Origin of the sequence: Taylorella asinigenitalis MCE3 (assembly GCF_000226625.1) — a bacterium.
Lineage (GTDB): Bacteria > Pseudomonadota > Gammaproteobacteria > Burkholderiales > Burkholderiaceae_B > Taylorella > Taylorella asinigenitalis.
Map to the genome: position 1 here is coordinate 852,734 of NC_016043.1, position 14,561 is coordinate 867,294.

Genomic DNA, 14,561 nt, shown 5'->3' on the forward strand with positions numbered 1-14,561 from the left:
ATTGGCTTATGAACTTCTCGGAAGTATTTATACGAAAACCCATTGCTACCACATTAATAATGATAGCTTTGCTCTTGGCAGGGCTATTTTGCTATAAACAGCTTCCAGTTTCTGCACTTCCTGATGTCGATTATCCTACTATTCAAGTTACAGCTCAATTTCCTGGAGCTAGTCCTCAAACTGTTGAAAAATTAATTACATCTCCCCTTGAAAAGCAATTGGGTCAGATGGCTGGGATTGAACAGATGATCTCCAATAGTATGGCTGGAGCTTCTGTTATTACCCTTAAATTTGGACTTGATATTGAAATGAGTGTGGCTGAGCAGGAGGTGCAAGCAGCACTTAATGCTGCTTCAAACAGTATTCCTGATGAACTACCTATGCCTCCCGTTTATAACAAAGTTAATCCTGCGGATACTCCTGTATTAACTATAGCGATAACATCGGAAACATTGCCACTACATGAAGTCAGAGATTTGGTAGAGACGCGGATTCTTCAGGATATTTCACAAATTTCTGGAGTAGGTTTAGTTAATATTTCAGGCGGGCAAAAACCTGCTTTTCGTATTCAAGTTAACCCAAATGCACTTGCTAGTAGTGGTTTGACTTTTTCTAATCTTCGTTCTGCTATAGCTCAAGCCAATATCAACACACCATTAGGAACTTTAAATGGTGAACAGAAATCCACGACTATTCATGCTCAAAGCCAACTTCAGACTGTGGAAGACTATGAAAATTTAATTATTGCTTTTCAAAATAATGCACCCCTTAGACTTAAACAAGTCGCTAAGGTTGTTAGGGATGCAGAAAATATCTATCAATCCGCTTGGATTAACGATAAACAGGGCATATTACTTAATGTTCAAAGACAACCTAGTGCAAATGTAATTGAGGTTGTAGATGAAATTTATAAAATTTTGCCTGATTTACGTGCATCTCTGCCTCAATCTATAGATTTAGAAATAGTAGGGGATAGAACGGAGTCCATTAGACTATCTATTGATCATGTTAAGAATGAACTTTTATTGTCCGTACTGCTCGTTGTTTTAGTAACTTTTGTATTTTTAAGAAGTCTCACTGCTACCTTTATCCCATCAGTAGTTGTGCCTCTTTCTTTGGTTGGCACCTTTGTAGTGATGTATTTTTTAGGGTATAGCCTAAATAATCTGACTCTTATGGCCTTAACCATTGCCACAGGGTTTGTTGTGGATGATGCCATTGTAATGATTGAGAATATCGCCAGGCATGTCGAAAACGGAGAAACGCCATTTAATGCGGCCCTTAAGGGATCTAAGGAAATTGGTTTTACCTTGATTTCTTTGACATTTTCACTAATTGCCGTGCTCATTCCCTTACTATTTATGGGAGATATTTTAGGGCGATTATTTAGTGAATTTGCAGTAACTCTTGCTGTTGCTATCGTTATATCATTGCTTATCTCATTGACACTTACACCAATGATGTGTGCAAGACTATTAAATAGTAAGAATAATTTGTCTGAAAGTAAGCAATATAGAGGGTTTCATGGACTGACTACCAAAATTATTGATTGGATTATTGATTTATATGCAAGAGCACTGGAAGTAGTTTTAAGAAATCAATTCATAACCTTAGTCATTGCCATCTTAACGCTTCTTATAACTATTTTCTTATATTTATATATACCTAAAGGTTTCTTTCCAGAACAAGATACAGGGCTAATTCAAATAGTATCATTAGCTGATCAATCATCATCATTTGAAAAAACATCTCAAGCACAACGGGAATTGATGATTGATATAAAAGCAAATCCTAATGTTCAAAGCGTAACTTCATACGTTGGAGTGGACAGCACAAATTCGACCATAAACAAGACCAGGATGCAGGTAGTTTTAAAACCTCACTCTGAACGCTCAAGTGTAGATACAATCCTTGGAGAATTAGATGAAATCGCCCAAAAGCATCCAGGATTAAAGACTTATATATTGCCAAGTCAAGATTTAGCCCTAGATACAGCTATATCTCAAAGTCGATACCAGCTTACATTGTCTTCAATAGATAAGGAAGAATTAAGCGAATGGATTACACCATTTATGAATAAACTGAGTTCTATCGATGGAGTTAAGGACGTAGTTAATAATTTACAAACCAATGGTCTTGAAGCAAGAGTGGTTGTTAATAGAGATTTGGCTTCTCGCATGGGAATTACTATAGGTCAGATTGATGAAGCGTTATATGATGCATTTGGCCAAAGACTAATTTCAACTGTGTTTACTCAAGCCAATCAATATCGAATAGTGCTTGAAATAGACCCAAATTTAAGTAAATCTCCAAGCGACCTATCAAATATCTATTTGAAATCAAATATAAGTGGCAATTTGGTTCGTCTTACTGATATCGCAAATATTGAAATAGGGACCACATCGCTTGAAGTTCAAAGAGTCGATCAATTTCCTTCTACATTAATTTCATTTAATCTTAAAGATGGATTCGCTTTATCTGACATAATCCCCCAAGTCACGGAAATTCCGTCGCAAATCAATATGCCTGAAAGTGTTTATTTGGATTTGCAAGGCTCAACGGCGGCCTACACATCATCCCAAGCAAACACATTATGGTTATTGCTTGCAGCTATATTTGTTATGTATATCGTCTTAGGCGTTCTATATGAGAGCTTTATACATCCTATAACAATTCTCTCTACACTTCCTTCAGCCACAATTGGAGCTTTATTAGCACTTATATTCGTGGATATGGAGCTAGATATGGTGGGGATAATTGGGATTATTTTGCTTATTGGTATTGTGAAAAAAAATGCGATTATGGTTATCGATTTTGCTTTAATTGCAGAAAGAGAGCAGGGGCTGTCTCCTAAGGATGCAGTAAGGCAGGCTGCACTTATACGGTTTAGGCCTATTTTTATGACCACATTGGCAGCACTTTTTGCTGCTATTCCTTTGATGTTATCTACTGGAGTAGGAGCGGAACTTCGCACACCCCTTGGCCTAACGATGGTCGGTGGTTTGATGTTAAGCCAAATTCTCACCCTTTTTACGACGCCCGTAATTTATCTATATTTCGATAGATTGACGAAGAGATCATAAGATGAGTATATCGAGTCCATTTATAAGCAGGCCTATTGCCACATTACTATTGGCATTGGCTCTGGCTGTGGCTGGAGTCGTAACTTATTTTCGCTTGCCCGTAGCACCGCTTCCTAATATGGCTATTCCAGCTATTTTTGTATCTGCAAGTTTGCCTGGTGCGAGCCCAGAAACTATGTCCTCTAGTGTGGCAATGCCTCTGCAAAGAGCCCTTAGTTCTATTTCCGGCGTGGATCAAATTACATCCAGTAGTTCTTCTGGTAGAACAACTGTCTTTGTTATTTTTAAGCTATCTAAAAATGTAGACGATGCGGCACGTGAGGTACAAGCAGCCATTAATAAAGCTAGTCCACAATTGCCATCAAATATGCGTACCCCTCCAATCTATAGGAAACTAAACCCATCATCGATTCCAATAATGGTGTTAGCTTTAAGCTCGGATACGATGGATTTAAGCGGATTATACGAGGTCGCCTCTAATGTCCTAGCCCCTAGGCTCTCTCAAGTCGCAGGTGTAGGCGAAGTTGATGTAGGAGGGGGGTCTATGCCCGCAGTGCGTATTGAGGTGAATCCTAAGCAACTTAGCTCCTACGGAATCAGTCTTAATGAGATTCAAACTGCAGTATCGACTTCAAACATGATATATCCTCGCGGATACATTGCCAACAACAATAATCAATGGCTTATAAATACTTCAGGGACCTATAAAAAAGCCTCAGATTTTCAGAACATTATCGTCAAATGGAATGGGAATAATGCTGTACGTCTTAAAGATGTGGCCCATGTTTATGATTCTGTGGAAAATGAATACAACCACGGTTTTTACAATAAAAAGGAGGCCGTGACATTAATTATTCGCAAGCAAGAAAATGCGAATGTTATTGAAACAGTAGATTCTATTAGAGAGCAAATCGATGATTTGGCTGTGTCATTACCTGATTCGGTGGATCTAAATATATCCCAAGATCGAAGCCCAAGTATACGTGCCACTTTGCATGAAACTGAGCTAACGCTAATGATTTCAGTGTTTCTAGTCGTTTTAATCGTACTATTGTTTTTGCGAGATTGGCGCGCGACATTCATACCTGCACTGGCCGTCCCTATCTCATTGTTCGGTACATCTGTGTTTATGTACTTTATGGGATTCTCTTTAAATATTATCTCATTGATGGGACTTATTGTTGCTACAGGCTTTGTTGTGGACGACTCCATTGTAGTTACGGAAAATATAGCTAGATATATCGAGAAGGGCTTGCCGCCTAAGGAAGCGGCTAGGATTGGAGCACGAGAAGTTGCTCCTACTGTAGTAACAATGAGCATTACATTGATCTTGGTTTTCATGCCGTTGTTAATATTAGATGAATTACTCGCTCGTCTATTTTTTGAATTTTCTTTTAGTCTTTCATCTGCTATTTTGATTTCGCTTTTGGTTTCATTGACACTTACGCCTATGCTTTGTGCCCATATTCTTCAGGGAAAAAATGATAACGATCGTAAGCAAAATTTAGTTTTCCGTTTATGTGGCAATATTCTCGCATTCGCTTTATCAATTTATAAGTGGACTCTTAAGATTGCTTTAAAGATGCGTTTTGTGACTTTATTAATTTTGATAGGGGTCATTGTTTTAAACGTATTTTTATTTGCATCTCTGCCTAAAAGCCTATTCCCAGAACAAGATACTGGCGTAATAATGGGTTTTTTTAGGGTCGACAAGGGTACTTCGTTTCAGTCCATGCTTCCTAAGCTTCAAAAGTATCGGGATATTATTTTGGATGACCCAAATGTTGAAAGTGTAAGTGGCTATGCTGGTGGTCGAGGCGGTGCTTCTAGCAGCTTTCTTTCCATACAGCTTAAACCATTTAATGAGCGTACTCTTAATGCTAAAGAGGTGGCAGGAAGATTAAGCAAAAAGTTAGTGGGCGTTTCTGGGGCCCGAATGTTTCTCGTTCCACAGCAAGATATAGGTGTAGGAGGGGGCTCGCAGTCTCAAGAAGCCGTGTATGAATATTCTTTAAGAGGCTCTAATTTAAAACTGCTCGAGAAGTGGTCTGATCGTGTTAGAGAAGCATTTAAGAAAATGCCTCAGCTGAAAAATATATCAGATGGTAGGGAAGATAGGGCTTTAGAAGTTGAAGTAGTAATAGATAGAGAAAAAGCTAAACAGCTTGGTGTTGATATGCGATTACTCACTAGCACAATTAATAATTTATATGGTTCTCGCCCTGTAAGTACAATTCATAGCGATTTAAATCAGTATAAGGTTATTCTTTCAGCGGCCAAAGAATTTGCTGAGGATACAAGTGTGTTGCAGGATTTATCGCTTATTACGAAAAGCGGAGATTTAGTTCCTTTAAGTGCTTTTACAAAATTAGAAACTAGTAATACTTCTACCAGAATTCGACAAACCGATGGGATGCTTTCTCAATCAATTACTTTTGATTTAGCAGATGGTGTCACATTAGATGAAGCAACTAAGGCTATTGAAGATACTATCCAATCTCTTAAACTACCTGCACGTGAGATAGAAGCTAAATTCGCTGGCACAGCCGATAAATATAGCAAGGTTTCTGGCCAGCAACCGCTTGTACTCATGCTTACGATAATTATGCTTTATATCGTTTTAGGAATTTTATATGAGAGCTATGTGCATCCGATAACAATACTATCAACATTGCCATCAGCAGGTGTTGGGGCTTTCCTTGCTCTTCATCTAGCAGAAATGCAATTTTCAATAATCGCATTAATAGGGGTATTTTTACTGATAGGTATAGTGAAGAAGAATGCCATAATTATGATTGACTTTGCCCTTCAAAAGCAAAGAGGTGAGGGGTTAGGGGCAGTAGATGCGATTTACGAAGCGTGTATAGTTCGATTTCGTCCGATTTTGATGACTACATTTGCGGCGATTTTTGGAGCATTGCCACTTATACTAGCTACAGGTGCAGGGGTTGAGATGCGTCAGCCACTAGGCATTACAATTGTAGGTGGGCTAATAATGAGCCAGATACTAACGCTTTATACTACTCCAGTGATATTTATATATCTCGATAAATTATTCAATAGGAAAAAGAATGCTTCTAAGGCATAAATTAACAGGTTTTATTTCGGTTGTTTTGCTATCTGCCTGTAGTATGGCACCAGAATATAAGGTGCCTGATATATATGTGTCTGAGAAATATAAAGCGACTAAGATAAATACTAGTGCTTGGGTTTCATATGATCAAATTCCTAAGATCAAATCAAAAGAAAATTGGTGGTCCATATTTGATGACCCAGTTTTGGATTCACTTATCAAAAAATTAAACGAAAGAAACTACACACTTGAACAATCATACGCAAAATATCAAGCATCGCTATCACAAATCCAATCTGCTCAATCCTCATACTATCCCAACATAGGTGCAGACGCATCTGCAAATCGCTCTGGCGGCTCTAATCGCAATGTAAGTGAGAGAGTAAGCTATGGAGCTAATCTCAAATGGGAAATTGATTTGTGGGGTAAATTTAGTGATCGTGAAAATATCGCAAGATTAGGCAGTGAAATGCAAGCATTAATGCTTGAGCAAACCAAATTAAGTCTACAAGCTCAATTGGTTGACACTTATTTTATGCTTCGAGTTACAGATTTAAAGATAGATGCTCTCAAACAGATAATTTCTTATCTTAAAAGATCTCACCAAATAAATATAAATCAATATAATCAAGGAGTTATAGCAAAAGCTGACGTTATTTCTAGTGAAATGCAGCTCTTTAATGCAAAGGCAAACTTAATTTCTACGCAATCGAGTCGAATTTTGCTTGAAAATGCGATATCAACATTAATAGGTTTAACTCCTGCTGAATTTAATTTGATGCCTACAAACTATAAATTTAAGCCTATTTCAATTCCAGTAGCATATCCAAGTGTTTTATTGGCTTTAAGACCAGATATTCAAATCGCAGAAAAACAAGTTCAAGAGGCAAATTATAAGATTGGAACCGCTAGATCAGCTTGGTTTCCTAATTTAACCCTTAGTGCAAGTGCTTCAAATCAAGGGATTAACTTAACAGAGCTTTTAAGTTCTCCAATTTCAGTGTGGTCCTTAGGACCAGCTATAGTCTTATCCATATTTGATGGTGGTGCAAAACAAGCCGCTTTAAATTCAGCCAAAGCCGAATATAGATCAAATGTGGCTGCATATAAAGACACTGTAATTAAAGGGATTCGTGAAGTCGAGGATGCATTATCAAAAATTGAGATGACTTCACGAGAATTGAATATTCAATCTAAAGCCTTGAGTTCATCTAGAAAATCTTTAGAGATTACAAATAATCAATATAAAGCTGGTTTGGTTAGTTATTTAAATGTTATACAAGTTCAAAATAGCAATATAAACTCTGAGATACAAAATCTAAATTTAAAATTAAAGCTCGTACAGAATCAAATAGAATTAGTTAAAGCTTTAGGCGGGAATATAAAATAATTCGTATACATTATTCGCATAATGTATATTATGTAAAGTTAATTATAGATAGTAAAACCGATACATGGATAAGCTAAATTACAAAGACCTCTTTCGTACAGAATCTTATATAAACGGCAAATGGATAAATGGGACTGATACTTTTGAAGTAATTAATCCTGCTGACGGCAAATGCATTGCCAACGTGGCGGATTGTTCTACTGAGCAAGCTCATTATGCGATTGAATTTGCTCATAAAGCACAAAAGACATGGAAAAAATCAATAGCTAAAGATAGATCTAAGTTATTACGCAATTGGTACGAACTTGTATTAGAACATATTGATGATCTAGCACGAATTTTGACAATAGAGCAAGGGAAACCATTGGCTGAGGCTAAGCGTGAAATTCAATCGGGGGCGGCTTATATTGAGTGGTTTTCTGAAGAAGCTAAAAGAATCTATGGGGATACGATACCAGGACCCACAGATGATCGTCGTGTGATTGTGACTAAGGAGCCTATTGGATTATGTGCGGCTGTGACACCATGGAATTTTCCTTCATCCATGATTTTACGAAAAGCGGCTCCAGCTCTGGCTGCGGGATGTGCTTTTATTTTACGCCCCTCCTCTAAAACCCCTCTTTCAGCTTTGGCTTTGGCGGAATTGGCAGATAAAGCAGGTTTTCCTGAAGGCGTTTTTAATGTAATTACGTCGAAAAGCCATGACATTGCCAACATACTAACTGAAGACGATCGCATAAAGCACTTTAGTTTTACTGGATCAACCGAAATAGGTAAGAAACTTATGGCACAATGTGCGAGCACTGTAAAACGGGTCTCGCTTGAATTAGGCGGAAATGCCCCTTTTATTATTTATGATGATGCGAATCTAGAAAAGGCTCTAGATGGCATTGTTGTAAGCAAATTTAGAAATGCTGGGCAAACTTGTGCATGTGCGGATAGGATTTTTGTACAAGATGGGATTTATGAGGAATTCTTAAGTGGATTTAAAAAACGTGTTAAGGGCTTGAAGCTTGGCTCTGGGCTTGATGCATCTACAACAACTGGTCCGCTTATAGATCAAGCTGCATTAGTAAAGATTCAAAAAAATATGGAAGATGCGGTTTCAAAGGGCGCTCATATTGAAATTGGCGGTAAGGTGTCAGAACTAGGAGGCTTGTATTACGAACCAACAATTCTTACAAATGTCACTGAGGATATGCTTGTCGTCAAGGAGGAGAATTTCGGCCCTTTAGCTGCTATTATCCCATTTGATGATGAAGACGAAGTCATTGCCATGGCAAACAATACTCCGTATGGTCTCGCCTCTTACGTCTATACCAACGATTTAGGGCGCATTGTACGCACTTCAGAAAAATTGGAATATGGAATGGTAGGTATAAATGCGGGCAATTTCTCAAACGAAACCGCCCCTTTTGGTGGTGTTAAGCACTCGGGATTGGGCCGTGAAGGTTCTAAATATGGCATAGAGGACTATGTTGAGATTAAATTTATATTAGTCTCTGGAATATAAACCAGCCAATTTTGTAAGAATATGCTTATAGCCATTAAAGAATGAATCTGGGTCTTTAATAATAGGATTTCGTTCTCTTGAAGTATTAGGGCCCACGTATATTTTGACTAATTGCGGTTTTAGTGGAAATGAATCCGCTATTTTCGTATATATTTCTCCTACTTTATCAGAGTCAATAAAAGTCCACCATCTAATTTTAAAAAATGACCTGCATCATAAACTTCTTCATCATGCCATAATTCGTCTTTAAGATACGCACCTACAGTAGCATTCCAATGTTTATCTAAATCTTCATATATTTTAAGTGGATTGGTTTTATACAATTCTTCGTAGTTAACCTTCCTAAGTGCAAGCACTGCTACTTCAGTTTTACGAATTTTTTTATGGTGTTTATAAGCTCTAATTCCAAGCAATACAGCCAAAATGACAAATATAATGACAACAAATTTAATCGCTTTCATATTAAATTATTTCAAAATTACCGTCCCAAATATCGACATGAGCATTAATGTTTGCTCGTTCTTTTAAAGCCTTTGGAGCAGTAGGAGTGCCCACAAGTATCATACCCATATATCGATAATCCAAAGAATTGAATCCTATAGCGGCTTGAAATTCATCCAAATAGGTTGCAACTCCAGTAGACCAAAATAAACCATAGCCCATACTTTCAAGCGAATTGATTAAATTCATTGCAGAGCATGCGGTGGCAATGACTCTCTCTTCCTCAGGTATTCGTGTGTTTTGATAATCCATATGGCAAGCCACTAATATAATCATAGGAACTTTTTCGTACATAGCTCTAAGATTCACGACCTTTTCTTCAGGTAATGGATTATCAGAATTTTGCCTAAGGTCAATAGCATATTCAGTAAATTTATGAATATTCTCTGACCCTTTAATTATTCGATATCTCCAAGGTCTAAGTTTCCCATGGTCTGGAGCAGACATAGCCGCTTTAAATGCCAATTCTAAATCCTCTTCACTAGGACTTGGATATGAAATTGCCTTAGTTGATGAACGATTGATAATTGATTCAATTAAATCGTATTTTTGAGTATCTTTCACCCTATCCCCCATTTACTCTAATCAAAGCTACCATATCACTTACCGCCTTATACAACCCGTCAAATACCGATTGAGCAATGATGGCATGACCAATATTTAACTCAGATATGCCTGGTATCTTAATTATTTCTTGAACATTTTCGTAGTTTAATCCATGTCCAGCATTGACTTTCAGTCCTAAATTTTTAGCGACCGATATTGCAGATTCTAATCTATTTATTTCCTCTGTCGCTTTGCCCGATATATTTGAGTCTGCATATTGAGCGTAAGCCCCTGTATGTAGCTCAATTATCCCAGCCCCAGCTTCACTAGCGGCTTTAATTTGTTCAGCTTCAGGATCTATAAATAATGAAACTGAAATCCCCTCTTCAGTCAATTTTTCAACGGCCGATTTCACTAAATTAAATTGCGAAACTACATCCAAACCACCTTCAGTAGTCAATTCTTCCCTCTTTTCAGGAACAAGGCAAACATCTTTAGGTTTTACTCTTGTGGCAATGCCTATCATCTCATCTGTAATAGCACATTCAAGATTCATATGGGTCAAAAGCCTATCTCTCATCTCAAACACATCTTTGTCCTGAATATGCCTTCTATCTTCTCTTAAATGTAGAGTAATAAAATCTGCACCAGCTGATTCTGCTAGGAGAGCTGCCTTTATCGGATCTGGATATTTAGTGCCTCTTTGCTGTCTTAATGTAGCAATGTGGTCAATATTTACGCCTAATTTAATCATTTAAAATCACGCCCCATCGATAAAAAAAGATTTATTGGATTTTCTGATTTCTTTCACCATTTCTACAGCTTCCAATTCAGTGTTATTTTGAATAACTTTAGCCCTTTGCATAATTTCATCGAATGTAATAGATAGTTTAGGCCCTTTGAAACCAAGAACAATCCTATTACCGTCTTCTGTTTCTTTAAATTCAATAACAAAATCAAATATATCTTTAATTCTTTTTACATTTTTCTTATAAGTTTTATGATATCCAAAGAGATTGACGGCCATAATCCCAATATCATTTAAATTTTTATAGCAATGTCTATAAAACCGTTTATCACCTGCTACAGGCCCCTCTCCTTCATAATTGTACAAATCAACGAGTAGAACTTCACATTTGTGATGGTCAGCCTTAATCCACTCTCTTGCATCTGCATGTATAACTGTAATGCGATCAGAATTTGGTAGCTTAAATTCTGAGATAGCACATTGTGTAACTTGAGGATTCCATTCTATGCAATTGAAATTCGTTTTCCTGTGGCAATATCTAAAGCAAGATTTAAGAAGTGTTCCAGCCCCTAATCCAAGCAAATTTACAGTGTTTACATACGAAGTAGGCAAAAAAATCATCCAAGCCATCATTTGCCTTGTATATTTAAAATACAAATGATTTGGATGCGAAAGCTGCATTGCACCTTGAATATACCTGCTTCCAAAATGAAGGAATTTCATACCATTTTCAATGGAGATACTAGGCTCATCGTAAACCGGATGCGGTTCTAAAATTTTCTCTTTCTTTTTGCTCAATTTCATCTCCATTCTTATAAAATACAATTATAAAAAATCTACTTATTCCCGTTATGTCTTTATCGAGCCTGATAATTGTTCCTCTAATAGCTAGTTTAATAGCAATGATGTTGCCATCTAACGCACGCAACAGAGAAGCCTGGTTATCAGGTATAGTGGCATTTTATTGTGTTGCAAACCTAATTTATTACGCCCCTACTATTTTTGAAGGCGAAGTAATCATTGAAAAAATCGAATGGCTTCCTTTCCTAGGCTTAAATTTCATTTTTCAACTAGACGGGTTCTCTTGGGTTTTCTCTCTTTTAGTATCTATTATGGGCTTTTTGGTTGTTATCTATGCCCGCTATTACATGGATCCCGCTGATCCAGTTCCTAGATTCTTTTCATTCTTTCTGATTTTCATGGCTTCTATGATTGGAGTCGTGATATCAGGGCATTTAATTCAGTTAGTAATCTTTTGGGAGATGACTTCCTTAAGCTCGTTTATGTTAATCGGTTACTGGCATCATAGATCAGATGCACAGCGGGGTGCACGTATAGCACTTACAGTAACAGCTTTGGGCGGATTTAGTTTACTTGCTGCCATGCTTATAATTGGAAATGTTGTCGGATCCTATGAGTATCAAGCTGTTTTAGATTCTACTGAACTCATAGCTAATCATCCCTTTTATCCAGTTATATTAATTTTGCTAGTTATTGGTGCATTAACTAAAAGTGCACAATTTCCATTTCACTTTTGGCTTCCAAATGCAATGGCTGCTCCTACCCCTGTTTCAGCTTACCTGCATTCAGCGACACTCGTTAAAGCTGGAGTTATATTATTAGCTAGATTTTGGCCTGTCATGGCTGGAACTGATTTATGGTTCTGGACTGTAGGTCTGTCTGGATTAATCTCTTTGACGCTAGCCGCATACATTGCCACCTTTCAAAGAGATATGAAATCTGTATTGGCTTATTCCACCATTAGCCATTTAGGACTAATAACTTTATTGCTGGGACTAAATAGCAAACTGGCTTTAGTGGCAGCGATTTTCCATATGATAAACCATGCTACCTTTAAGGCCTCACTATTTATGGCGACGGGTATTGTTGACCATGAGACTGGTACCCGTGATATGTCTATATTAAGCGGTTTACGTAGATATATGCCTTTGACTACAACTCTTGCTGTCGTAGCGGCTGCAGCTATGGCTGGGGTCCCATTGCTTAATGGATTTATTTCTAAGGAGATGTTCTTCTCAGAAACACTGACCTCAAATGATGCAAAATCATACATTCTTCCAATATTAGCTTTAGTTGCAAGTATCTTTAGTGTCGCTTATTCATATAGATTTATAGTTAAAGTTTTCTTTGGGCCTGAACCCAAAGCTTTACCAAGAATGCCACATGACCCGCATAAATTCATGCTATTGCCTAGTGCGTTTTTAGTTTTTATGTGTATTGTTATTGGTATTTTTCCAGGATATATTGTTGAGCCTATCTTAAAAGTTGCTATGCGGACTTTACTGCCGTATGACAATTTTGATTTTAGTCTTCATGTTTTCCATGGATTTAATATTCCTTTAGTAATGAGTATTTTGGCTTTACTATTTGGATTTATTGTTTATCTAATAGTTAGACCATATAACAGAGTATCGCTTAACAATCCAATTGGTTTAAGAAAAATAGAAGGCCGAGATATTTTTGATTGGATATTAGATAAAATCGATAATATCGCCTACACCATTATGGGATATATTTCCTCGAATCGATTGCAATCTCAAATTTTTGCAATCATTTTTGTATCTGTAGTAGTAGCAGCATTGCCACTACTTCAATTTGAAAATTGGTATAGGCTACCTGCCCTAAATTTTGATTTACCATTTGCATTGATGTGGATAGCAGGATGTGCCTGTGCAGTTGGGGCTGCTTATCAAGCGAAATATAATCGATTTAGGGCAATCGTATTAGCTGGTGTGGCTGGTGTGATTACTTGTGCGACTTTTGTATGGCTTTCTGCACCAGACCTAGCTTTGACTCAATTGGTAATCGAAGTTATAAATGTAGTTTTACTTCTTTTAGGACTAAGGTGGCTTCCTCGAATTTCCAGAAAAGAAAAAATTGAAGCCTATACAGCTAAACATTTAAGATATATAAGAGACGGTGCCCTAGCAACCACTGTTGGCTTAGGGTTAGCATTCTTAACATATCAAATAACAACGCGTGAGACAGTTCCATCAGTTGGAAAATTCTTTTTAGATAATGCTCTTTCATTAGGTGGCGGAACAAATGTGGTCAACGTAATATTAGTGGATTTTAGGGCCTTCGATACTTACGGTGAAATTACAGTTTTAGGCATTGTGGCTTTAACAGTATATGCATTATTGCGTAGATTTAGGCCCCCTAAAGAGACCCTTCAAGAGTCCAAAGTAACGCATAAACAACTCTCACCTGATATTGTACCCATTTCAGAAGATAGATATCTTCCAAATGGCACAATGCTTGCACCTACAGTACTAGCAAGGCTAATCATGCCACTTATCAGTGTCATTGCCTACTTTTTCTTCTTCAGAGGTCATAATTTGCCTGGTGGCGGGTTTATTGCAGGCGTTATTTTTGCAATTGGCGTAATTATTCAATATATGATAAGTGGAATTCGTTGGGTTGAAGAACTCTCACGAATCCGACCACATAATTTGCTATCGGCAGGTTTGTTGTGTGCCGCAATTGCTGGTATTTATCCTATGTTTCATGGCTTACCATTCTTATCAGCAATGGCATATCATTTTTATCTCCCCCTAATAGGTGAGATTCATATTTCGAGTGTTCTTTTATTTGATTTGGGTGTGTTTATGCTAGTGATTGGTGCTACCACATATATGCTTGTAGCGCTTGCTCACCAATCGCTCAGGTCTAGTAAATCTTAGGGA

Annotated in this window: 9 protein-coding genes; 5 read left to right on the top strand and 4 right to left on the bottom strand. The window is 37.4% G+C overall.

Features of this window, described 5'->3' with window-relative positions:
- Positions 1-8: 8 nt before the first annotated feature.
- From TASI_RS04145 to TASI_RS04160, 4 genes are all read left to right on the top strand, one after another.
- A complete protein-coding gene (locus TASI_RS04145) occupies positions 9-3,083 on the top strand; it encodes an efflux RND transporter permease subunit (protein ID WP_044978049.1) in 3,075 nt (1,024 codons plus the stop codon).
- 1 nt (position 3,084) lies between these two features.
- The gene (locus tag TASI_RS04150) at positions 3,085-6,171 is read left to right on the top strand and encodes an efflux RND transporter permease subunit (protein ID WP_014111511.1); all 3,087 of its coding nucleotides are present in this window, start codon (positions 3,085-3,087) and stop codon (positions 6,169-6,171) included.
- A complete protein-coding gene (locus tag TASI_RS04155) occupies positions 6,155-7,546 on the top strand; it encodes an efflux transporter outer membrane subunit (RefSeq protein ID WP_014111512.1) in 1,392 nt (463 codons plus the stop codon). Before TASI_RS04150 ends, TASI_RS04155 begins: the two co-directional genes overlap by 17 nt.
- A 64-nt stretch (positions 7,547-7,610) precedes the next feature.
- Positions 7,611-9,059: an NAD-dependent succinate-semialdehyde dehydrogenase gene (locus TASI_RS04160; protein ID WP_014111513.1), complete on the top strand. Its 1,449-nt coding sequence runs from the start codon at positions 7,611-7,613 to the stop codon at positions 9,057-9,059.
- 158 nt (positions 9,060-9,217) lie between these two features.
- Here TASI_RS04160 and TASI_RS04165 read toward each other — a convergent pair whose 3' ends face one another.
- The 4 genes from TASI_RS04165 to TASI_RS04180 are packed head-to-tail and all read right to left on the bottom strand — an operon-like array spanning position 9,218 to position 11,658.
- Positions 9,218-9,520, bottom strand: coding sequence for a hypothetical protein (locus TASI_RS04165; RefSeq protein ID WP_044978051.1), 303 nt, complete (start codon positions 9,518-9,520; stop codon positions 9,218-9,220).
- 1 nt (position 9,521) lies between these two features.
- Positions 9,522-10,124: a nitroreductase family protein gene (locus tag TASI_RS04170; RefSeq protein ID WP_081462455.1), complete on the bottom strand. Its 603-nt coding sequence runs from the start codon at positions 10,122-10,124 to the stop codon at positions 9,522-9,524.
- Position 10,125: 1 nt separating this feature from the next.
- Positions 10,126-10,860: a pyridoxine 5'-phosphate synthase gene (gene pdxJ, locus TASI_RS04175; RefSeq protein WP_014111517.1), complete on the bottom strand. Its 735-nt coding sequence runs from the start codon at positions 10,858-10,860 to the stop codon at positions 10,126-10,128.
- A 6-nt stretch (positions 10,861-10,866) separates the two neighbouring features.
- The gene (locus tag TASI_RS04180; RefSeq protein ID WP_228359729.1) at positions 10,867-11,658 is read right to left on the bottom strand and encodes a class I SAM-dependent methyltransferase; all 792 of its coding nucleotides are present in this window, start codon (positions 11,656-11,658) and stop codon (positions 10,867-10,869) included.
- Positions 11,659-11,705: 47 nt separating this feature from the next.
- On the opposite strand from TASI_RS04180, the gene TASI_RS04185 reads away from it, so the two are divergent.
- On the top strand, positions 11,706-14,558 hold the full coding sequence (locus tag TASI_RS04185) for a monovalent cation/H+ antiporter subunit A (protein ID WP_044978055.1): 2,853 nt from the start codon (positions 11,706-11,708) through the stop codon (positions 14,556-14,558).
- Positions 14,559-14,561: the final 3 nt, after the last annotated feature.